Raw genomic sequence first — 20722 nt, forward strand, 5'->3', positions numbered from 1 at the left:
TACTTTTGACGTCAGTTATTTTTAGGGGGTATTACCAATTAGCTGAGCACTGTTTAAATGAAAAATTTAAGGGTATTTTGCCTGGCGAGTGATTGCTTAGTCGTCTATCTAATTAATTTACAAAGCTTTCTATCGTAACGCTGCAAGCTGCCCTTCCAATCTACCAAATTCTCTTTGTAGCTCAGTGTAAGCATGTTCTTCTACCTCTAATTGATCCACACGTTTCTGCATGGAGTCCAAGAGGCCAGTGAGTCGAGAGTGGTCAGCAACCAATTTTTCATTTTTTGCAGTCAACAACTCGATTTGCGTTTCCCGCATTCTTAAAGGAATGAATCAACTGGGCGCTGCTGTCGGACAAATATTCAGCAGAGCGCAGCGTTAGCGTCATCTGTTAGCCGCAACTATCACTAGTGTTTACACCATTAATTCTGTTGACTTAGCCTTAGCAAATTATCACAAATCACTGCTGCGGCGATGCCGACATTGAGTGATTCCGCTTCACCAAAGGCCGGGATGGTGATTTTGCGGCTGATAACCTGCTCTAAATCGCTGCTGATACCATTGGCTTCGTTACCCAGCACGATAAAGCCACCGGGTCGGCTAAGTTGCAGCTGATGCACCGACTCACCACCCAGATAAGCACCGTACACCGGCAACGTGCTGTGTGCCAGCAGTGGCTGCAACGGTTGGTAATGCAGCTGCACCCGTAAAAACGAGCCTTTGGCGGCGGCGATTACCTTGGGGTTGTAGCAATCGGCGGTGTCTAACGAGCAGACAATATGCTTAATGCCGTACCAGTCGGCAATGCGGATAATAGTACCGAGATTACCCGGGTCGTTAATTTGATCCAGCACCAGCACAAAGCCGTGGCTATGTGGCACAAAATCGCTGTGCGCCGGCATTTTTACCACCGCCAGCGCGGCGTCGTTACTGGCAAAAGTACCTACTTTTACCAGCTCATCGGGGCTGCATTGTTGTACCAGAGCTGCTGCTTTAACCTGCTGTGGATATTGCTGCAGGAACTTTTCTGTGGCGAACACAGCATCAACCTGCCAGGTAGAGGCCAGTAGTTCTAATACCGCTTTTTCGCCTTCAACAAAAAACAGCTGTTCGGCTTTACGGTATTTTTTCTGCTGCAACGAGCGGATCAACTTGCTCCACTTTTGGCTGATCATTTAGTAAATACCTGCTTACCGTTAACCCAGGTTTGCTCTACCTCTGTCTGCCACAGCTGCTGCGGCGGGATAGTATAAATATCGCGGTCTATCAGAATAAAATCGGCCCAGCTGCCCGGTGCTAGCGTGCCCATGCTATTTTCCTGAAAGGCACCGTAAGCGGCATCAACAGTAAAGGAGCGCAGCGCTTCGGTTAAGCTGAGTTTTTGCTCCGGCAGCCAACCGCCTTCGGGTTGGTTATCCTGGCTTTGCCGGGTAACCGAGGCATGCAGGCCGTGAAACACGTTGGCAAGCTCTACCGGAAAATCTGAACCGCCGACAATAATGCTGCCCTGATCGACAAAGCTGCGCCAGGCATAGGCACCACGCAGGCGGGCTACACCTAAGCGATCGCCGGCCATGTTTTTATCTGAAGTAGCATGCACTGCCTGCATGGCGGGTAACACATGCAGTTTGGCAAAACGCGGAATGTCTTTTGGCGAGACAATTTGCGCATGTTCAATCCGGTGCCGGCTGGCGGCGCGTTTATCTTCCGGCACCAGCTGTTCAAAGCGGTCCAGTGCTAAACGGTTAGCTAAATCGCCGATGGCATGCACATTGGTTTGAAAGCCGGCATCGATGGTCATTTGCATAATTTGCGTCAGTTTATCCGGCTGGGTAACCAACAGGCCTTTTTGCGAAGGCTGGTCGCTGTAGGGCTCTATTAAAGCGGCGCCGCGGCTGCCCAGGGCGCCGTCACCGTAGATTTTAACCGAACGGATATCGAGAAAATCTGTCGGGTCGTCAACAATGCCCTTTGCCAGCCACTCTGGTAGCTGCGGGTCGCGCGCCGATAGCATGGGGTAGATACGCAGTGGCAGTTTTTGCTCTGCCGCCAGTTGCTGAAACAGCTTAACGGTGTCGGTGTCTACGCCGGCGTCATGTACGCTGGTAATACCCAGCGCCAGTAAGTGGGAAAACGCTACATTTAACGCACGGCGCTGGGCGTTTTCATCGGCAGGCGGAATATGTTGCTCTACTAAGGCCATGGCGTTGTCTATTAACACCCCGGTCGGGTTGCCTTTGCTGTCGCGGATAATCTCGCCGCCCGGTGGGTCTATGCTGTCTTTGGTAATACCGGCCAGCGCCAGCGCTTTGCTGTTGGCCCAGCCGGCGTGCGCGTCGACCCGCTCCAGATAAACCGGTTTGTCGTTCACCGCTTCATCCAGTAGTGCGGTAGTAGGAAACTGCTTGGTCGGCCACAATACCTGGTTCCAGCCGCGACCGATAATCCAGGGCGCGTCTTTATTGGCCTTGGCAAACTGTGCTACCCGGTTTACTGCATCTTGCTCGCTGTCACTGCCGCGCAGCTCTGCTACCGCTAAATATTGCCCCAAGCCTAGCACATGGCCGTGGCCGTCGATTAAACCCGGCAATACGGTTTTACCCTTGCCGCTAAGCTGTTTCGCCTGCGGGTACTGCTGTACTAAGCTTGTATCGCCGCGTGCCAGTACTTTGCCGCTGGCGTCGTCAAATACCAGCACACTGAATTGCTGCAGCTGGCGCTCGGTGTCAAAGCCGTAGCCTTTGATATCTGACAGTACAACGGGGGCGGCGCTAACACTGTTGGTAAAAAGGCTGCAGGTAAATAACGCACAAGCTAAACTGGCAAAGCGCAACATAAGGTATTGTCCCCGTTTGGTTTTGCTGCCAACTATAGCAATAAAACAGCGCCGGCGGAATCCGGCGCTGTGGGTCAATCGGTGAGTTGCTGTGTTGCCTGCTCTATACGCTCGCGCGTATCGGGGTGGGAGCTGAGGTATTTTAACAAGCTGGCGGAAGCGTCATCGCTATCGCCGTGTTCGCTTAACAGTGCTGTCATGGCATCGGCAAAAGCAGAGGGTGACTTACCCAAAGCTTTCAGTTGCTGCAAGGCAAATTGATCGGCTTCGCGTTCCATATCACGCGAAAAGGCACTTTGCAGCAACGCAGAGCCCGAACCCAGCACCAGATCGGCAATGCCTTCAGGGTCGCCAAACAGAATGCCAAACACCAAAGCGGCGCCCAATGACTGTGCCACTAAACGCACGCTATGCTGGCCTTCAACATGGCCGATCTCATGCAACAATACCGCCAGTAATGCGTCCGGTTTGTCGTGCAGTAGTTTCACCAGGTCATCGGTTACTACGACAGTGCCGTCGGGCAGGGCAAAGGCATTAGCTCCGAAGAAATCTGATTTATACAGGTACAACTTATAGTTGCTCTGTTGCAAAGGTAGCTGCTGCAATGCCATTTGCCAGTGGTACTGCACAGCCGCCTGTTCTGGGGCCGCTAACTCTGTAGGCTGCAGCACGGTTTTTTGCAAGCTATAGAAGGTTTGTTGGCCCATTTGCTGCTTTACGCTGTCAGGTACCAGCGGCACGGCGGCAACGGCCAGCATGGGCATCGCATACACAATAATCCACCACAGCAACAGCGGTGATAACACAATGGCAGCCAGAATAGACAACTTTTGGCTTTCCAGCCAGGCGGCCATTTTGGCTTTGCTGCTAAGTTGTGGCCAACGAAAGCCGGCGTCATCCGGCACAAATACTGCGCCGTCACGTAGCTGCAGTTCAACCGCTAAACCAGGCAGTACTGTACCAAAGCGGTAATCATCCGCGGCAGCATTGCAAAGACTACGCTTGTCTGTTGCACTGATGATATTAAGCCGCCCGGTCGGGCTGATCTCGGCCACAGCAGCATATAAGGTGCTGCTGGCGGCTTGATGGAATTGCCCGGTAACCCGGTGGCTGCCCGGCATCAGGCTAACGACACATCTATATCAAATAAACCGACAGCTTCTTCGCCAAAGGCGTTGCCGTCTTGCTGTGCCTGGTCGGCCAAAGTGTCGGCTTGCGGGTATACAGCAACAGTGGTAACAGAGGCCAGATAGGCGGCTTTGCGAATTTTCGCCCATGGGTATGCCAGACCTAAAGTAACCACAATGGCCAGTAAATTGGTGAAGGTTAACCATAAAAACGGCATTACCCGTGCTTCAGATTTTAGTTTGGCAATTTCCGGCAGCTCAGTGTTATCAAACAAATGGTTGCGGATCATGGTTTGATAAATGGCACCGCTCATGGCGAATACCAAAAAATACAGCACAAAAAATAACACGGTAGAAAGGCCAAACACACCGTTTATACCGCTGTCGGTGCCAAATGCGGTGGCGCCAACGGCTAAAGCAGAAATAACGCTGAAGGCAATAACGACACAAACAACTGCAGCGATAGTCACCAGAGCGGCAATGTAGTAGTTGCCGGTTTCAGTGTTTACCTGAAATTTTTTACCACCATAACTGATGTTACCGTACACAAACTGGTCAATACGTTTCAGTACCCATGGCATAGCTAAATACAGGGTAAATACCGCCAGCACCGGCAGCAATACAAAATGTTTAAATGCGTTGCCATAGTCACCGTTAAATGCAAAGCGCACATTACGATAGCTGGTCATACGCATATTGAATTTTAAACTTTGTACAATCAGCCAGGGCGAGGCTATTAACAGCGCTAATGCCAGCAGTAAGGCCAATGCAGGAGAAACGGCAGATAATACAAAAAACAAAGCAAATACGATTACCGCAACAATACGGCCTTTTAAAATTTGCATTGGAGTAGCCAGATAACGAAAAGGTTGGTTCTCTATCCGGGTATGGCCATAAAAGTATTGGTTGGTGCGCACCTTAGCCCAGGCACTGTAAATACCCAGCGTCACGATACTAAGTAATAAATTAACCATCCAAATACCAAAAAACTCACCGGCTTTACCGCTGAATGCCACTTTGCCAAGACGGGCAGGGGCTTGTTGCGGCAATGATGTGTCGGTGTTGAAAGCATTTTCCATATATAGTACAGCCTTATTGTTATGTATGTGTAAAATAAAGGCGGCATTATAATCAGTTAACTTGATTTTTTTAAAACTATTTTTAGTTTGTTTTTAACAAAAGTGTGGCGCAAATTGAATAATCTATTGCGCCACACCGCATAACCTGACCTAAGCATATGAGCATGTCCGGCGTGCAGGTTGCGACGTCGGTGCATGTTACCCGGTCGATATCGCCCGTAAAAACCGGGCTTAACCAACATTACCGCCCTGACACAATCTGGCCGGGTCCAGCAGTTGCTCCAGTTCGCTGCGGCTATAGCTGGTGTGCTCCAGCGCAACATCCAGTACCGGCCTTTGTTGCTTATAGGCCTGCTTGGCGATCTCCGCGGCTTTGGCATAGCCAATCAGCGGGTTTAGTGCGGTTACCAAAATAGGGTTTAACGCCAGCGCTTTGCTGATATTGTCTTCCAGTACCGTAAAATCACGGATGGCCTGATCGGCCAGGGCAGTGCAACCATTGGCAAGTAATTCAATACTTTGCAGCAGGTTATAGGCAATCACCGGCAGCATGACATTCAATTCAAAGTTACCGGACTGGCCGGCCAGCGTAATGGTAGCGTCGTTACCCACTACCTGAGCGCACAGCATGGCAACGGCTTCAGGGATCACCGGATTTACTTTGCCCGGCATAATAGATGAGCCGGGTTGTAACGCCGGCAAGGCAATCTCACCCAGCCCGGCCAGCGGACCGGAATTCATCCAGCGTAAATCGTTGCTGATTTTCAGCAGGCTTACCGCCAGGGTTTTCAGGGCGCCGGAAGCGGCAACTGCGCTGTCTTGTGAGCTGATAGCACTGAAAAAGTTATCGGCCGGATGAAATGCCAGCCCGGTGTTGTCGCTGAGTTGCCGGCAAAACAGGGCGGCAAAGCGCGGGTCGGCGTTAATACCACTGCCAACCGCTGTGCCACCTTGCGCCAGTGCCTGCAGTTGTTGCAGTTGTTGTTGCAAGCCATGTTCTGTCTGTGCCAATTGTGCTTGCCAGCCGCCCAGCACCTGGCTGAAGCTTACCGGCATAGCATCCATTAAGTGGGTGCGGCCGGTTTTAACAATATGGCCAATTTGCTGGCTTTTACTCACCAGCACCATTTGCAGATGCTGCAGCGCCGGCAACAGTTGTTGCTGAATTGCCAGCGCTGCGCTGACATGAATGGCGCTGGGGACAGTATCGTTGCTGCTTTGCCCCAGATTAACATGATCATTCGGGTTTACTGTCTTGCCAAGCTGACGGCCGGCGAGCGTGGCCAGTACTTCATTCACATTCATATTGCTGCTGGTAGCTGAGCCGGTTTGAAACACATCTAACGGATATTGCTGCATGTCGGTTTCAGCCAATTGTGCATCAGCGGCGTGGCTTATCGCTGTAGCAATGTTGGCCTCAAGTAAGCCCAGTTGCTGGTTGGCAGAGGCTGCGGCTTTTTTAATTTGCAGTAAGGCCTGAATAAAACCCCGTGGTAGTTTGAGGCTGCTAAGGCGGAAATTTTGCACTGCACGCTGTGTTTGCGCCTGGTACAGTGCCGAAACCGGTACCTGTAACTCCCCCATGCTGTCATGTTCAGTGCGGGTTTTCATAACAACTCCTTAGTGTTGTGGTGTAATCTTGCTATTAGTTGTACTTGCTTTAGGGCAATGTTGCCAGTTTAGCGATGCGATAAAGTGGTTGTTCAGCAAGGTGAAACTGTACAGCTAACAGCGTGCTGTGAGGCAGGATAAATGGACTTTTGCGGCGAATCCCAGTATAAATAACGCCACAATAACTAATAAGCTGATTATTTCTACCCGCCCATGTTGCAAAGGCTATACGTCTTCTATGCTTAGTTAACTGCCTTTGGATATCAACAACTTAATCTTTAAGATAAGTCGGGCACACTAAGCTTGTGACAAGAATTATTTTAATAAGGATACGCGACAGCTATGACACTTTTGTGGATTTTACTTCTGCCGCTGCTGGGGGCTTTGGTGCCGGTGCTTACTGCTAAGTGGAACCGCAGTGCCTGTGCCCTTGCCACTGCTATACCACCGGCGTTAGCGCTGATGCTGTTGCTGTATCATGCTGAAACCATACTGGCCGGCGAAAGCCTGCGGTTTTTCCTGCAGTGGATACCGTTGTTGGGGTTAGATATTGTGATCCGCCTCGATGGTTTGGCGTTTTTATTCAGTTTGCTGATCTTAGGTATTGGCCTGTTAATTATTCTGTATGCGCGCTATTACCTGTCTGAGCGTGATTCTATGCCGCGCTTTTATGCCTACCTTATGCTGTTTATGACGGCAATGCTGGGCATAGTGCTGTCCGGCAATTTGCTGCAATTGTGGCTGTTTTGGGAGCTGACCAGTATCAGCTCGTTTTTGCTGATCAGTTTCTGGTGGCATAAAGCAGAGGCTCGCCGCGGCGCGCGTATGGCATTAACGGTAACCGGTGCCGGTGGTCTGGCATTGCTGGCGGCGTTTTTGTTGCTTGGTGAGATTGTCGGCAGCTATGACCTGGAGATAGTGCTGGCCAGTACTGATATTATTCAGCAGCACGCCTGGTACCCGCTGCTGTTGGTGCTGTTTTTGTTGGGCTGTTTTACCAAATCGGCGCAATTCCCGTTCCATTTCTGGCTGCCTAATGCCATGGCAGCGCCAACGCCGGTAAGTGCTTACTTACACTCGGCTACTATGGTAAAGGCGGGTATCTTTTTGCTGGCGCGGTTTTATCCGGCGCTATCCGGCACCGAGCTGTGGTTTATTCTGGTTAGTTTAACCGGGTTGGCAACCCTGTTAGTCGGTGCCTATCTGGCGCTGTTTAAGCATGACTTAAAAGGCTTGTTGGCGTATTCCACTATCAGTCACCTGGGTTTAATTACCTTGTTATTTGGTTTAGGCAGCGACTTGGCGGCTGTGGCCGGGGTGTTTCATATTATTAATCACGCCACCTTTAAAGCGTCGTTATTTATGGCCGCCGGTATTATTGATCACGAGTCGGGCTCGCGCGATATGCGCAAACTTAATGGTTTATGGCAATTTATGCCGATAACCGCCACCCTGGCGATGGTTGCGGCAGCTGCGATGGCCGGCGTGCCGTTACTGAACGGCTTTTTATCAAAAGAAATGTTTTTTGCCGAAACCCTGCATCAGCATTTACTCGGTTCGTTGTCCTGGGTAATACCAGTGCTGGCGACTGTGGCTGCGGTGTTTTCGGTGGCTTATTCGATGCGGTTTATTCACGACGTGTTTTTTAACGGTCAGCCCAAAGGCCTTACAAAAACACCGCATGAGCCGCCGCGTTATATGCGGGTGCCGGTAGAAGTATTGGTAGCCTTGTGTATTTTGGTCGGTATTTTCCCGGGTTATATCGTTGGCGACTTGTTGCATGCGGCATCAGCTGCGGTATTGGGTGGCGAGGTACCAGAGTACAGTCTCGCTATCTGGCATGGTATTAACTTGCCGCTGCTGATGAGTGTGCTGGCGCTTGCCGGCGGTACGCTGATTTATGTCAATCGTAAACATTTGTTCGACTTTCAGAATTCATTACCGGATTTTGATGCGCTGAACAGTTTTGAAAGCGGGATAAAAAAGTTTGCCGCCCGGTGTGAGCAGCTGTATGACTGGCTGGATAATGGCTCATTGCAACGCTATATGACCTTGTTGTTATGTGCATTTATTGTATTAGCCGGCATGCCGTTGCTAAGCCTGGATACGCTGTGGGGCGGGCGCGATGAACTGGCGGTGGATGCCGTAAATGCTGCCGGCGCAGCTATGTTACTGATTGCAGCCTTTGCTACGGTGATTTGGCATCGCAAACGGGTTATCGCCTTGCTGATGATTTCAGTAGTAGGCTTAATGGTGTCTATTGCCTTTACGCGGTTTTCGGCGCCGGATTTAGCGTTGACACAACTGTCGGTAGAAGTGGTTACCATTATTCTTTTAATGCTGGCGCTATTCTTTTTACCGCATAAAACGCCGAAGCAATCGGAAGCATCGCGGGTAGTGCGTGATATCAGTATTGCCAGCATGGTGGGAGTGATTGTCGGTAGCTTAAGTTATGCCCTGATGACGCGACCGTTCAGTACCATTTCAGACTTTTTTATTGCCAATGCTAAAACCGGCGGTGGTGGCACCAATGTGGTTAACGTCATCCTGGTCGACTTCCGTGGCTTTGATACGCTGGGCGAAATTACGGTATTGGGTATAGCCTCATTGGGTATCTTTAAGTTATTGACCCGTATCCCGTTGTTTAAACCCAGCAGTGATGGTGACGGCCGGCCCTGGGCTGTTGAGCGCCATTCATTATTATTGTCTACCGTGTCACAAAGCCTGTTGCCTCTGGCGATTATGGTGTCGGTGTATATTTTCTTCCGCGGCCACAACTTACCGGGCGGCGGCTTTATTGCCGGCCTGGTTACTGCGGTGGCGATTATTCTGCAGTATATCGCTCAGGGTGTTGACTGGGTGAAAGCACGGATGAACGTAGAATACCAGCGTGTGGTTGCAGTAGGCTTGTTGATAGCGTTATTTACCGGTATCGCCAGTTGGTTGTTTAACCGGCCGTTTTTAACCTCCTGGTTTGATTATTTTGATATTCCGCTGCTGGGTAAAATTGAATTGGCCAGTGCAATTGCCTTTGATCTTGGTGTGTATGTCACCGTAGTAGGCTCTACGCTGCTTATTCTGGCCAGTTTAGGCAAGATGACCACCAGCCATCGTCCTGTGCATAAGGAGTCGATTTAATGGAAACTCTGTTTGCCTGTTGTATCGGATTTTTAACGGCCTGCGGCGTGTTTCTGATGTTGCGCGGCCGCACTTTCCCCGTGGTATTAGGCCTGACTATGTTGTCCTACGCGGTTAACCTGTTTATTTTTTCTTCCGGTCGTTTGACATTGCGTGGTGCTGCGGTGCTGGGTACCACTGAGCAATACGCCGACCCGTTGCCCCAGGCGCTGGTACTCACTGCGATAGTGATAGGTTTTGCCATGACTGCTTTTCTGGTGATCCTTGCTATACGTGCGCGGGCAGATTTAGGTAATGATCATGTTGACGGTAAATTACCGGACGCAACCAATATGAAGAAGGAAAGCCGTTGATGTGGCATTTGATTACAGCGCCGGTGCTACTGCCGATGCTGACCGCCTTAGTTATTATGTTACCACCGGTGCACTATTCGCCAATGCGCCGGCGTTGGCTGAGTATGATATCAGCTGCTATTCAGCTGATACTTGCACTAATGTTATTACTGCAGGTGCAACAGCAGGGAATGTTGCACTATGCGGTAGGCAATTGGCAGGCGCCGTTTGGTATTATTCTGGTGGCGGATAAGCTGTCGGTAGTGATGGTGTGTTTAACCTCATTTCTGGCATTGGGCGCTATCAGCTACGGCAGCGCTGGTGAAGATGAAAAAGGTTCTTTCTTCCATCCGCTGTTCCAGTTTCAGATTATGGGTATTAACGGTGCTTTTTTAACCGGCGATTTATTTAACTTGTTTGTGTTTTTTGAAGTACTGCTGATCGCCTCTTATGCACTGCTTATCCATGCCGGTGGCAAAAATAAAACCAAAGCCGCGGTACATTACGTGGTACTTAACCTTAGCGGCTCAGCCATCTTTTTATTCGCGCTGGCTGTACTGTATGGCACTCTGGGTACCTTGAATATTGCGGATATGACAGTGAAAGTCGCAGCTTTGCCGGCAGAAGATATGATGTTGGTAAAGGCCGGCGGCCTGATGCTGATGATAGTGTTTGCGCTTAAAGCGGCGGTATTACCGTTGCAATTCTGGCTGCCGGCGACCTATTCATCGGCATCTGCGCCGGTGGCGGCATTGTTTGCGGTGATGACAAAAATTGGGGTTTATGCCTTGCTCCGGGTATACAGTTCGGTGTTTGGCGAAGGGGCAGGGCCGTTGGCCGGGCTTGCAGCAGACTGGCTGTTACCGGCAGGACTCGCCACCATAGCTTTAGGTGCGGTTGGTGTTATGGCGAGCCGGGACTTTCGTAAACTCGTTGCGAATCTGGTGCTGGTCTCTGTAGGCACCCTTGTCAGCTTAGTGGCGTTGCAAACAGAGTTGTCGGCCGCTGCGGCGCTGTACTACACCGTACACTCCACACTGGTTACTGCGGCGCTGTTCCTGCTGGCCGATTTAATTGCTAACCAGCGCGGTAAAGCTGCCGACCGCTTAGTATCGGGGCGGCGGGTGATCCAGCCGGTGTTGTTAGGCGGTTTGTTTATCTTGGCCGCGTTAACGGTGGCGGGCTTGCCGCCATTTTCCGGCTTTATCGGTAAGCTGATGTTATTACAGGCAGCAACTGAACCCACAAGCCGTTTGTTATTGTGGAGTTTTATTTTAATCAGCAGCCTGTTGGTTATTATTGGTTTGTCGCGTGCCGGCAGCACCTTGTTTTGGCGTATCAGCGGCAGTGATGCCAGCGGAGAAAAAGCAGCGCCGCTGCAGGTATTTGGTGTGTGTTGGTTGTTATTGGCAAGCCCGCTACTGGTGGCATTTGCCGGCCCGCTGACCGGGTTGTCGCAACAGGCCGCAGCGCAGTTATATGACACCGCCGGCACGGTAGACATTATTCTGCGTCAGCCAGCGTCTCAAGGAGACACACCATGAGGTTTAAGCCTAAATACCGTTGGTTGCCTACGCCCTACCGCAGTATGCTGTTATTGCTGGTGTGGTTGTTACTAAACCAAAGCGTAGAAGCGGTACACTTATTTTTCGGCAGCGTGCTGGCACTGGTCATTCCGCTACTGACATTACGTTTTCGTGATCCGCAGCCACTGATTGAGCGGCCGGTGTTGGCACTGCGTTACATACTACGGGTTTTTGGCGATATTATTACCGCGAATGCTCAGGTAGCAGTGTTGATCCTCGGGCCGAAGCGGCGGTTAAATCCGGCTTTTGTGCGGGTGCCGCTGGATTTGCAACACGAATTACCGATCACCATTTTAGCCAGTACGGTATCGATGACGCCGGGTACGGTCAGCGCAGAAATTTATCCCAGCGCCGAATTGCTGGTGCCCGGAGAACCACTGCCGCAGCGCTGGTTACTGATACATGTGTTAAATCTGAGCGATGAAGCTGAACTGGTTGCTTCAATTAAACAACGCTATGAAGCTCCGTTGAAGGAGATTTTCCAATGTTAGATAACGTTATTATGCTGGTGTTTGCCATGATCAGCATTGCTTTGCTGTTAAACCTGTGGCGTTTGTTGCGGGGCCCCAGTTTGCCGGATCGTATACTGGCGCTGGATACCATGTACATTAACAGCATAGCGTTGATTATTCTGTACGGCTTATTGATGGGCTCACCGTTGTATTTTGAAGCGGCGTTGCTGATTGCGATGCTGGGATTTGTCAGCACGGTGGCGGTGTGTAAGTTTCTGTTGCGCGGCGATATTATTGAGTAGGAGCACCTGATGCAACATTGGATGGAATGGGCGGTAGCATTTTTTCTGTTATTGGGAGGCAGCTTTGTGCTGATTGGTTCTATTGGCCTGAGCAGAATGCCGGATTTTTTTATGCGGCTGCACGGGCCGACTAAAGCCACTACGCTGGGCATGGGCGGCATCTTATTAGGCTCTATTTTCTTTTTCAGTATTTCCGGTGATGTCAGTGTGCATGAATTACTGATCACCATCTTTTTACTGATAACTGCCCCTATCAGTGCGCATATGTTGATTAAGACGGCATTACATCATAAGTTGAAAGCGATAGATAAAACCGCTGGCCTGGACAATATTCATCCGGCCCAGCAGAAACAACATGACCGGCAACCAAAGCCTTAGCGATTAGCTTTCGTCAAAGCCGTTTTTAATCAAATCGACTACCGCGCTGAGCGCCTGTTCAGCGTCTTCGCCTTCGGCACATACCTGCAAGGTTTTGCCTTTGCTGCTGGCCAGCATCAACAAAGCTAACACGCTACAAGCGTCTGCCGTTTTATCTTCCTGAGTTAGCTCAATATGGGCACTAAACTGCTGACATAGCTGAGCCAGCTTGGTCGCTGCTCTGGCATGCAAACCCAAGGGGTTAACAATGGTGACGGTTTCACTGAATTTGGCCATCTTCACGCCTTATTGTGGTGGCGTACCAGCTCGCGGTGGCGCAGCTGCACGTCATCACGTGAACTACGGTAGCTCTCTGCCAGACTTTCAACCATATAAACTGAACGGTGCTGGCCGCCGGTGCAGCCAATGGCAATAGTCAGATAACTGCGGTTATTACGCTCTAAATGGGGTAGCCAGGTGCTGATAAAGCTGTTTATTTGCCAAATGTACTTTGCCACCACCGGTTGTGCCGCCAGATAATCTTTTACCGGTTGATCCAGCCCGGTTAGCGGTTTTAGATCCGGCTCCCAGTGGGGATTGGGCAAAAAGCGGGCATCAAAAACAAAGTCGGCATCTTTGGGTATGCCGTACTTAAAACCAAAAGATTCAAATAAAATAACTAACCGGCCGGTTTTCTGCCCCAAAATGCGTTCGCGCAGTTGCTCGGCTAACTGATGTACGTTTAAGTCGGTAGTATCGATATACAGATCGGCGCGGCTGGAAATGGGGTCTAACAGCTGTTGCTCGCGTGATATGGCTTCGTCCAGTGACATAGCCTGATGTGACAACGGATGCAGCCGGCGCGTTTCGCTAAAGCGTTTAATCAGGCTGGCGTGGTCGGCATCCAGATACAGGATGGTTAAATCCAGTTTTCGCGGCAGGTAAGATAATATTTCGGCTAATTCATCCGGGTCTTGCGGCAGGTTACGCACATCAATACTGACCGCTACTCGTTCGTATTGGCCCATTACAGTGGTAGCGAGGGTCGACAGCAGGTTTACCGGAATATTGTCTACACAATAGTAGCCGAGGTCTTCCATTACACGCAGCGCAACAGATTTGCCTGAGCCGGAGCGACCGCTGACTACCAGTAATTTCATTTAGCCGTTTCCATCGCGCTGTATTCAAGCAGCAGTTGATATAATTGCTGGTTAGTTTCGGCGTGGCGGATTTTCTTTGTCAGCTCTTTTTGACTGAGTAATCGCGCGATACCGGCCAGGGTGCTCAGGTGTGCCTGGCATTGATCTTCCGGAATTAAAATAGCACAGAAAATGTCCACCGGCTGATTATCAATGGCGTCAAACGGGATAGCTTCTTTACTTACCACAAACACCAGCATTGGCTGGGTTACACATTTTAGTTTGCCGTGCGGAATGGCAATACCACCCCCTATGCCGGTTGAGCCGAGCTTTTCACGTGTCATCAGCGCTTCAAGAATGCTGTATTCAGTCATATCAGGCAATTGCTGGTGTGCCAGCTCAGCGATATATTCCAGAATGCGCTTTTTGCTGTTAAAAAGAACTGCACTTTTAGTGCAGTTCTCGGCAAGCATAGAGGTTAAATTCATCATCATCTAATCAGTGTCGGGCTATTTTCTCTTTATGCTTAATGACCTGGCGATCTAGTTTGTCTATCAACTGGTCAATTGCAGCATACATATTTTCATTTTCAGATACGGCAAACACTTCGCCACCGTTCAGGTGCAGCTTGGCTTCGGCGATCTGCTTCAATTTTTCCACGTTTAGGATCACATGTACATTGTTTATATGATCAAAATGCCGTTCCAGTTTAGCGAACTTGTTGTCTACGTATTCTTTTAAGGCAGAAGTAATTTCAACATGACGACCGGTTAGATTGATTTGCATAGACATATTCCTTCTTTAGGCTTATTTACATCAAGGTCTTGCGTTGATTTGACGGCGGAATAAACAACGACTCCCGATACTTGGCAATAGTTCGCCTGGCAACGTTGATGCCTTGCTCCAGCAGAATGTCAGCCATTTTACTGTCGCTAAGCGGTTTAGCCGGGTTCTCCGCCGCCACTAATTTCTTAATAAAAGCGCGGATGGCTGTGGAGGAACACTCGCCTCCGCTCTCCGTACTGACATGACTGGAAAAGAAGAACTTAAGTTCAAAAATACCTCGTGGTGTATGCATATACTTTTGTGTGGTAACCCGGGAAATGGTGGATTCGTGCATACCAACCATCTCAGCAACGTCATTTAACACCATAGGTTTCATGGCTTCCTCACCATGTTCAAAAAATGCTTGTTGCTGCTGCACGATGCAGTTCGCCACTTTTAATAAGGTCTCGTTCCGGCTCTCCAGGCTTTTCAAAAACCATTTTGCTTCCTGTAAATGCGAGCGGATAAACTGGCTGTCAGAGCTGTTTTTTGCCGTGCGTGACATAGCGGCATACTGCTGATTTATCCTTACCTTGGGCATAGCGTCTGGGTTAAGCTCGACCTGCCAGCGTCCTTTCACTTTTTGTACACTGACGTCCGGAATAACATACTGTTGTTCTTCGCGGATTACGTCGGCACCCGGTCTTGGGTTAAGGCTGTGGATCAGCTGCATGACTTCTTTTAACTCATCCTCTTTGAGTCTAGTCACTCGCATCAAAGAACGAAAGTCGCGATTCGCTAAAAATTCGCAATGTTCGCTAATCATATGGCGTGCTTCAGCCAGATAGGGCGTGTCGGGGGCAAACTGGCGTAGTTGGACTAACAGGCATTCCTGTACAGAGCGGGCACCAACACCTACCGGATCAAATAACTGGATGCGCTTGATTACGGCTTCTACTTCGTCGGCTTCAATTTCATCTGCACCGAGTGATTCCAGAATGTCGTCACAGCTGATAGTAAGCAGGCCGTTCTCGTCGATGGCTTCAATGATAATTTCGGCGATGGCACGGTCAGTGTCAGAAAAAGGGGTAAGTTGCATTTGCCAGCGCAAATAATCCTGCAGGCTTTCACTGGTTTCTCCCTGATACACATGGTCTTCGTCACTGCCGCTATTGCCGGCACTGACCGGAGCGGCACTGACTAAATCATCCCAGTTATTATCCAGCGGTAAATCTTCCTGGATATTTTGCTCTGTCATCGACTCACTGCTATCGGGCTCTGACGGCTCATAGCTGTCGTCCGCATGGTGATCGAGGTCACTGGTGTTATCAGTTGCTTGCTCTGGTTCCTTGGGTTCAGCGTTAAAGCTATCGTACTCGTCTTCTGCTTCCAATAATGGATTGGCATCGAGAGCTTCCTGAATTTCCTGTTGCAACTCAATCGTCGACAGCTGTAGCAGGCGTATAGCCTGCTGTAGCTGTGGCGTCATGGTTAGTTGCTGTCCTAAGCGAAGTTGCAAAGAGGGCTTCATCTACTTCTACCATTCTCCTGAGTGACACACTGGCATTATTTTTTGCTAACTATAGCCTGAATTGTTCGCCCAGGTATACATCCCGTACTTTTTGATTAGACAGTACTTCCTGCGGCGGCCCGGACGCAATCAGCTCACCGTGACTGACAATATAGGCGATTTCGCACACATCCAGCGTTTCACGCACATTGTGGTCGGTAATTAATACGCCGATACCACGCTGACATAAATGCTGGATAATTTTTTTAATATCCAATACCGAAATAGGATCTACGCCGGCAAAGGGTTCATCTAACAGAATAAACGCCGGGTTAGCCGCCAGCGCTCTGGCAATTTCCACGCGACGGCGTTCACCACCGGACAAGCTCATACCCAAACTGTTTTTTATATGACCGATGTGGAATTCTTCCAGTAAATCGTCAGCCAGTTCTTCGCGTTTGGCCGCGGTTAAGTCTTTACGGGTTTGTAAAATAGCCAGCAAGTTGTCATATACACTGAGCTTACGAAAGATAGAGCTTTCTTGCGGCAGATAGCCAATGCCTTGTCTGGCACGGGCATGGATAGGGTCAAAGGTAATATCTTTGTCGTTCAGACTAATAGTGCCTTTATCAGACGGCACCAAACCAACAATCATATAAAAAGTGGTGGTTTTGCCGGCACCGTTCGGACCGAGCAAGCCGACAATTTGTCCGGCATTCACTTCCAGGCTGACGTCTTTTACAACCTGCCTGCCTTTGTAACTTTTAGCCAGATGGGAGGCAACTAACTTCATGGATTGTTTTTTTCCTCCGGCGTAAAGATAGTAGTGACGCGTTTAGATTCGTCGCTTTGCGCGCTAAGTTCCTGCTTCTCTACGTTATACCTTATTGTGGAAGCCTTTACTACGCTGCCGCTTTGCGCCAATTCGGCGTCACCGGTTAAGATTAGCATCCGGCTGGCGGGTTCATAACGTATTTCATTGGCTTTAGCTGTTACCGGCTGGCCGTCAGCCAATAGCTGCGAATAACTGACCGGATTGCCGGTAGCAACGTAGACCTCTTTGCCTTTGCCGGCACTGGCATTAATTTCCAGTTGGTCTGCCTTCATTTGCAATGAACCCTGAGTTACTACGACATTACTACGGTAGGTTAAGACGTTTTCTTTCAGCGACGACAAATTGTCAGCATCGATCTGAATTTGCTGGCTGTAGTCAGGCTGCTGCGCCAGAACGACACTGCTGCTGAGCAGCAATAGGACAGACATAATTTTATTGTTCATTGTGATATACCGTTTGCTGGTGTTGTAACAGTTGCAAGCTGCCATTTGTTAGATCAGCCTGTAAGCCAACGCCTTTGATATAAAAACCTTTGCCCTGAATAAATACAGCGGCATCGTTTTGTAACGTGTTGTCCGGAAATAACATTTCTAACGTTTCTGTTTCTATCCGTTCTATCAGTTCATCCGGCATCAGGCTTTCAATACTGACTTGTTGCTCCAGAATAACTCTGTCCTGATTAAACCAAATGGCCTGCCGGCTGCTGGCTTTCCAGCCGGGTTGATGTGCTTCGTTGTACAGGGTATATACCGGATTTTCAAATCGGGTAAAGCCGAGCAGCTCAAAATGTTCCAGCCGTTCAGCGCTGACGGTATCGGCCAGATAGCCCTGTTCATCGTACAGGCGACGGGTAACCTTTTGCGCAATGTAGTCCGGCAATAATTCCTGGTCGGTCTGCAAGGTGTCGCCGTCATCTGCCGGCTGAAACCACAAATAAGCGGCCGTTCCGGTTAACAAAATAACGATAAAGACAAAAAACTTTCTCATGTGCTGCTGCCGTCAAATAAACCGAAACGGTTTTGGCTAATCAACAGTAAGTCGCAAAGCTCGCGCACGGCGCCGAAGCCGCCTGGTAAGCTGGTAATGTAATCGGCCTGCTGCACCAGATAAGGATGGGCGTCTTTAACGGCTACCGCCAAACCACACTGCTGCATAACTGACCAATCTGCCAGGTCATCGCCGATATAGGCAATTTGCGCCGGCGTAAGTTGCAATTGCTGTTGTAAATCAGCAAAGGCGGCCAGTTTATTTTCCTGGCCCTGGTAAATGTAAGGCACTGTCAGCGATGTCATGCGTTGTTGTACAATGGCTGAATTCCGCCCGGTGATAACTGCCACTTCGATACCGGCCTGGCGCAAGGCTTTGATGCCGTAGCCGTCACGGGTATGAAAGGCTTTTAGTTCTTCACCGTTATTGCCAAGGTAAATCCGGCCATCGGAAAATACGCCGTCGACATCGCAAATCAGCAGTTTTATTGCTGCTGCCTTAGTGTTGATTGCGCTGCTGACCGGCTGATACAGGCTGTCAAATAGTGTCATGTTACAGTACTCCGGCCCGCAATAAGTCATGCATATTCATGGCGCCAACCGGTTTGCCGGTGTCGTTAAGAATAATCAAGCCGTTTATTTTCTTCTGTTGCATGATTTGCAGCGCTTCAGCTGCCAGCATCTGTGGCTGAGCGGTAACGCAGCGGCGGGTCATTACATCGGCGATAACATTGGTATGGATATCGTAGCGCTGATCGAGAATACGGCGCAAATCGCCATCGGTAAAGATACCGGCTAATATACCGGCATCGTCCACTACGGCCGTCATGCCAAGGCCCTTTTTTGATATTTCCAGCAGAGCATCTTTAATGGTGGCGCTTTGCACAACGACAGGGACTTCAGTGCCGCTGTGCATAATATCTTCCAGCCGCAGCAGCAGCTTACGGCCAAGGCTGCCGCCGGGGTGTGATAACGCAAAATCTTCGGCTGAAAAACCGCGGGCATCAAGCAGCGCCACTGCTAAAGCATCACCCATGGCCAGTGTTGCGGTGGTGCTGGCTGTTGGTGCCAAACCCAACGGGCAGGCTTCCTGTTCAACTTTTACGCATAAATGCGCGTCGGCCAGTTTCGCCAGCGTGGAGGCCGGGTTACCGGTCATTGCAATCAGCTTAATACCCAGCCGTTTAATCAGCGGAATAATAGTCAGTACCTCCGGTGTTTCGCCGGAGTTGGAAATAGCAATGACCACATCTTCTGCGGACAACATGCCTAAATCGCCATGGCTGGCTTCGCCCGGATGGACAAAGAAAGCCGGTGTACCGGTAGATGCCAGAGTGGCGGCAATTTTGTTGGCAATATGGCCGGATTTACCCATGCCGGACACGATGGTTTTGCCTTTGCTGTCAAAAATCAGCTGACAAGCCAGATTGAAGCCGTTATCCAGGTACTGTTGCAATTGCACTACGGCTTCAGCTTCAATCCGTAGTACTTCGGCGGCGCGGATACGAAAATCTGTTGTCATATTAGTCTCTGATTATGCGGGGGTCAGGGCATTGAACAGCAGGTACTGATAACCGATAAAGCCGGCCAACAGCACTATACCTTCAGCGCGGTTAATACGTCTGATTTTACCCAGCCGCAGTGACATCAGTAACATGGCTAAGGTAGCCGCTATCATGACATAACTGTCGCGACTGCCGGCCATAGGATCTAAACCGGCAGGGCCGATAACAGCGCCAAGGCCCAATACGGCCAGAATATTAAAAATATTTGAACCGATAATATTGCCCAGTGCCAAATCGTCTTCACCTTTGAGTATACCGATAATACTGGCTGCAAGCTCAGGCAGGCTGGTGCCGATGGCGATAATGGTTAAGCCTATTACCAAATCGCTCAGTCCGGCATAGGTAGCAATAGTGACTGCACCATGGATCAGCAGCTGTGAGCTGGCCAACAACAGCAGCAAACCAATGCCCAGCCACACTATGGCTCTTAGCGCTGAAATTTGCACCGGCATTTCAGCGTTAATTTCAGCGATCAGCGGATCATCCGCTGTGGCATGCTTACCCCAGTAAACCAGCAGTGCCAGAAAAGCGACAAAAGCACACAGCAACAAGATGCCTTCAAATCGCGTCAGCATATTGTCGGAAATAAAGTAATAGCCCAGCAGAGTACACAGCAACAACAGCGGGTACTCACGTTTTAACGTTAACGACGATACGGCAATCGGCTTTAATAATGCAGCGGCACCTATAACCAACAGAATATTGGTGATGTTTGAACCCAGTGCATTACCGACGGAGGTATCGAGTCGTCCCTGCCAGGCGGCGCTGGCAGACACCAGCATCTCCGGCGCGGATGAGCCCATGGCAACAATAGTCAGGCCGATGATCATCGGTGATATACCGGCAGTGCGCGCAATAGAAGAGGCGCCGAATACAAAGCGATCAGCACTCCAAATCAGTAACACCAACCCGACGACGACGAAAATAATGGCAAGTAGCAAAGGTGACAATATGTATTTCCCTGTTCTGTGTAAGTCTTATGTAAGGCATTACGTGGTATTTTCCTGCTTATCGGTGCGAATTGCAAAAAAAAGCTGCAATGATGCGGCAATATCGATTTTCCGCACAGTTTGTTACGATTTTTTGTGACGACTTTACTGAT

Annotated in this window: 22 protein-coding genes; 6 read left to right on the forward strand and 16 right to left on the reverse strand. The window is 49.9% G+C overall.

The window, feature by feature from the left end; all coding sequences use genetic code 11:
* Window positions 1-422: 422 nt before the first annotated feature.
* The 5 genes from HRH59_RS12425 to HRH59_RS12445 form a co-directional block, all read right to left on the reverse strand.
* Window positions 423-1175, reverse strand: coding sequence for a TrmH family RNA methyltransferase (locus HRH59_RS12425; RefSeq protein ID WP_173501595.1), 753 nt, complete (start codon window positions 1173-1175; stop codon window positions 423-425).
* Window positions 1172-2836, reverse strand: coding sequence for an amidohydrolase (locus tag HRH59_RS12430; RefSeq protein ID WP_173501596.1), 1665 nt, complete (start codon window positions 2834-2836; stop codon window positions 1172-1174). The genes HRH59_RS12425 and HRH59_RS12430 overlap by 4 nt, the downstream gene beginning before the upstream one ends.
* A 74-nt stretch (window positions 2837-2910) precedes the next feature.
* Entirely contained in the window at window positions 2911-3957 is a 1047-nt protein-coding gene (locus HRH59_RS12435; RefSeq protein ID WP_173501597.1) for a M48 family metallopeptidase, read from the reverse strand.
* Window positions 3957-5042, reverse strand: a complete 1086-nt coding sequence (locus HRH59_RS12440) for a YjgN family protein (protein ID WP_173501598.1) — start codon at window positions 5040-5042, stop codon at window positions 3957-3959. The genes HRH59_RS12435 and HRH59_RS12440 overlap by 1 nt, the downstream gene beginning before the upstream one ends.
* Before the next feature lie 231 nt (window positions 5043-5273).
* Window positions 5274-6653 (reverse strand): class II fumarate hydratase, encoded by a 1380-nt coding sequence (locus tag HRH59_RS12445; protein ID WP_173501599.1) that lies wholly within the window; start codon window positions 6651-6653, stop codon window positions 5274-5276.
* Between the two features lie 342 nt (window positions 6654-6995).
* Here HRH59_RS12445 and HRH59_RS12450 point away from each other — a divergent pair, with 342 nt between their 5' ends.
* From HRH59_RS12450 to HRH59_RS12475, 6 genes are read left to right on the forward strand one after another with little or no spacing between them, the layout of a single operon-like run.
* The gene (locus tag HRH59_RS12450) at window positions 6996-9791 is read left to right on the forward strand and encodes a monovalent cation/H+ antiporter subunit A (RefSeq protein ID WP_173501600.1); all 2796 of its coding nucleotides are present in this window, start codon (window positions 6996-6998) and stop codon (window positions 9789-9791) included.
* Entirely contained in the window at window positions 9791-10144 is a 354-nt protein-coding gene (locus tag HRH59_RS12455) for a Na+/H+ antiporter subunit C (RefSeq protein ID WP_173501601.1), read from the forward strand. Before HRH59_RS12450 ends, HRH59_RS12455 begins: the two co-directional genes overlap by 1 nt.
* Window positions 10144-11667, forward strand: coding sequence for a monovalent cation/H+ antiporter subunit D (locus HRH59_RS12460; RefSeq protein ID WP_173501602.1), 1524 nt, complete (start codon window positions 10144-10146; stop codon window positions 11665-11667). The genes HRH59_RS12455 and HRH59_RS12460 overlap by 1 nt, the downstream gene beginning before the upstream one ends.
* Window positions 11664-12200: a Na+/H+ antiporter subunit E gene (locus HRH59_RS12465; RefSeq protein WP_173501603.1), complete on the forward strand. Its 537-nt coding sequence runs from the start codon at window positions 11664-11666 to the stop codon at window positions 12198-12200. Before HRH59_RS12460 ends, HRH59_RS12465 begins: the two co-directional genes overlap by 4 nt.
* The gene (locus HRH59_RS12470) at window positions 12194-12463 is read left to right on the forward strand and encodes a K+/H+ antiporter subunit F (protein WP_134052737.1); all 270 of its coding nucleotides are present in this window, start codon (window positions 12194-12196) and stop codon (window positions 12461-12463) included. The genes HRH59_RS12465 and HRH59_RS12470 overlap by 7 nt, the downstream gene beginning before the upstream one ends.
* A gap of 9 nt (window positions 12464-12472) precedes the next feature.
* The gene (locus HRH59_RS12475) at window positions 12473-12841 is read left to right on the forward strand and encodes a Na+/H+ antiporter subunit G (protein WP_173501604.1); all 369 of its coding nucleotides are present in this window, start codon (window positions 12473-12475) and stop codon (window positions 12839-12841) included.
* A gap of 3 nt (window positions 12842-12844) precedes the next feature.
* Here the strand turns inward: HRH59_RS12475 and HRH59_RS12480 are convergent, their stop codons facing one another.
* Genes HRH59_RS12480 through HRH59_RS12530 form a run of 11 tightly spaced genes read right to left on the reverse strand, consistent with a single transcriptional unit; the run spans window position 12845 to window position 20570 of the window.
* Entirely contained in the window at window positions 12845-13117 is a 273-nt protein-coding gene (locus tag HRH59_RS12480) for an HPr family phosphocarrier protein (RefSeq protein ID WP_173501605.1), read from the reverse strand.
* 2 nt (window positions 13118-13119) lie between these two features.
* Window positions 13120-13980, reverse strand: a complete 861-nt coding sequence (rapZ, locus tag HRH59_RS12485) for an RNase adapter RapZ (protein ID WP_173501606.1) — start codon at window positions 13978-13980, stop codon at window positions 13120-13122.
* Window positions 13977-14453 (reverse strand): PTS IIA-like nitrogen regulatory protein PtsN, encoded by a 477-nt coding sequence (gene ptsN, locus HRH59_RS12490; protein WP_231702491.1) that lies wholly within the window; start codon window positions 14451-14453, stop codon window positions 13977-13979. The genes rapZ and ptsN overlap by 4 nt, the downstream gene beginning before the upstream one ends.
* A gap of 4 nt (window positions 14454-14457) precedes the next feature.
* Window positions 14458-14745, reverse strand: coding sequence for a ribosome hibernation promoting factor (gene hpf, locus HRH59_RS12495; protein WP_173501607.1), 288 nt, complete (start codon window positions 14743-14745; stop codon window positions 14458-14460).
* 25 nt (window positions 14746-14770) lie between these two features.
* Complete coding sequence (locus tag HRH59_RS12500; protein WP_173501608.1) at window positions 14771-16255, reverse strand: RNA polymerase factor sigma-54; 1485 nt, start codon at window positions 16253-16255, stop codon at window positions 14771-14773.
* A 49-nt stretch (window positions 16256-16304) separates the two neighbouring features.
* Window positions 16305-17027, reverse strand: coding sequence for an LPS export ABC transporter ATP-binding protein (gene lptB, locus HRH59_RS12505; protein ID WP_173501609.1), 723 nt, complete (start codon window positions 17025-17027; stop codon window positions 16305-16307).
* On the reverse strand, window positions 17024-17497 hold the full coding sequence (gene lptA, locus HRH59_RS12510; protein ID WP_231702492.1) for a lipopolysaccharide transport periplasmic protein LptA: 474 nt from the start codon (window positions 17495-17497) through the stop codon (window positions 17024-17026). The genes lptB and lptA overlap by 4 nt, the downstream gene beginning before the upstream one ends.
* A 4-nt stretch (window positions 17498-17501) precedes the next feature.
* Entirely contained in the window at window positions 17502-18056 is a 555-nt protein-coding gene (gene lptC, locus HRH59_RS12515) for an LPS export ABC transporter periplasmic protein LptC (RefSeq protein ID WP_173501611.1), read from the reverse strand.
* Window positions 18053-18607 carry a 3-deoxy-manno-octulosonate-8-phosphatase KdsC gene (gene kdsC / locus HRH59_RS12520; protein ID WP_173501612.1) on the reverse strand — a complete coding sequence of 185 codons (555 nt, stop codon included), beginning with the start codon at window positions 18605-18607 and terminating at the stop codon, window positions 18053-18055. The genes lptC and kdsC overlap by 4 nt, the downstream gene beginning before the upstream one ends.
* A 1-nt stretch (window position 18608) precedes the next feature.
* Entirely contained in the window at window positions 18609-19577 is a 969-nt protein-coding gene (locus HRH59_RS12525; RefSeq protein ID WP_173501613.1) for a KpsF/GutQ family sugar-phosphate isomerase, read from the reverse strand.
* Between the two features lie 12 nt (window positions 19578-19589).
* Window positions 19590-20570, reverse strand: coding sequence for a calcium/sodium antiporter (locus HRH59_RS12530; protein WP_218573514.1), 981 nt, complete (start codon window positions 20568-20570; stop codon window positions 19590-19592).
* Between the last annotated feature and the right edge of the window lie 152 nt (window positions 20571-20722).

This window comes from Rheinheimera lutimaris (assembly GCF_013283795.1).
In the GTDB taxonomy this organism is placed as follows: Bacteria; Pseudomonadota; Gammaproteobacteria; order Enterobacterales; family Alteromonadaceae; genus Alishewanella; species Alishewanella lutimaris.

Excerpts from the sequence above, each read along its gene's own strand:
- HRH59_RS12425 (WP_173501595.1), bottom strand. The coding sequence starts at position 1,175 with ATGATCAGCCAAAAGTGGAGCAAGTTGATCCGCTCGTTGCAGCAGAAA.
- HRH59_RS12430 (WP_173501596.1), bottom strand. The coding sequence starts at position 2,836 with ATGTTGCGCTTTGCCAGTTTAGCTTGTGCGTTATTTACCTGCAGCCTT.
- HRH59_RS12435 (WP_173501597.1), bottom strand. The coding sequence starts at position 3,957 with ATGCCGGGCAGCCACCGGGTTACCGGGCAATTCCATCAAGCCGCCAGC.
- HRH59_RS12440 (WP_173501598.1), bottom strand. The coding sequence starts at position 5,042 with ATGGAAAATGCTTTCAACACCGACACATCATTGCCGCAACAAGCCCCT.
- HRH59_RS12445 (WP_173501599.1), bottom strand. The coding sequence starts at position 6,653 with ATGAAAACCCGCACTGAACATGACAGCATGGGGGAGTTACAGGTACCG.
- HRH59_RS12450 (WP_173501600.1), top strand. The coding sequence starts at position 6,996 with ATGACACTTTTGTGGATTTTACTTCTGCCGCTGCTGGGGGCTTTGGTG.
- HRH59_RS12455 (WP_173501601.1), top strand. The coding sequence starts at position 9,791 with ATGGAAACTCTGTTTGCCTGTTGTATCGGATTTTTAACGGCCTGCGGC.
- HRH59_RS12460 (WP_173501602.1), top strand. The coding sequence starts at position 10,144 with ATGTGGCATTTGATTACAGCGCCGGTGCTACTGCCGATGCTGACCGCC.
- HRH59_RS12465 (WP_173501603.1), top strand. The coding sequence starts at position 11,664 with ATGAGGTTTAAGCCTAAATACCGTTGGTTGCCTACGCCCTACCGCAGT.
- HRH59_RS12470 (WP_134052737.1), top strand. The coding sequence starts at position 12,194 with ATGTTAGATAACGTTATTATGCTGGTGTTTGCCATGATCAGCATTGCT.
- HRH59_RS12475 (WP_173501604.1), top strand. The coding sequence starts at position 12,473 with ATGCAACATTGGATGGAATGGGCGGTAGCATTTTTTCTGTTATTGGGA.
- HRH59_RS12480 (WP_173501605.1), bottom strand. The coding sequence starts at position 13,117 with ATGGCCAAATTCAGTGAAACCGTCACCATTGTTAACCCCTTGGGTTTG.
- rapZ (WP_173501606.1), bottom strand. The coding sequence starts at position 13,980 with ATGAAATTACTGGTAGTCAGCGGTCGCTCCGGCTCAGGCAAATCTGTT.
- ptsN (WP_231702491.1), bottom strand. The coding sequence starts at position 14,453 with ATGATGATGAATTTAACCTCTATGCTTGCCGAGAACTGCACTAAAAGT.
- hpf (WP_173501607.1), bottom strand. The coding sequence starts at position 14,745 with ATGCAAATCAATCTAACCGGTCGTCATGTTGAAATTACTTCTGCCTTA.
- HRH59_RS12500 (WP_173501608.1), bottom strand. The coding sequence starts at position 16,255 with ATGAAGCCCTCTTTGCAACTTCGCTTAGGACAGCAACTAACCATGACG.
- lptB (WP_173501609.1), bottom strand. The coding sequence starts at position 17,027 with ATGAAGTTAGTTGCCTCCCATCTGGCTAAAAGTTACAAAGGCAGGCAG.
- lptA (WP_231702492.1), bottom strand. The coding sequence starts at position 17,497 with ATGTCTGTCCTATTGCTGCTCAGCAGCAGTGTCGTTCTGGCGCAGCAG.
- lptC (WP_173501611.1), bottom strand. The coding sequence starts at position 18,056 with ATGAGAAAGTTTTTTGTCTTTATCGTTATTTTGTTAACCGGAACGGCC.
- kdsC (WP_173501612.1), bottom strand. The coding sequence starts at position 18,607 with ATGACACTATTTGACAGCCTGTATCAGCCGGTCAGCAGCGCAATCAAC.
- HRH59_RS12525 (WP_173501613.1), bottom strand. The coding sequence starts at position 19,577 with ATGACAACAGATTTTCGTATCCGCGCCGCCGAAGTACTACGGATTGAA.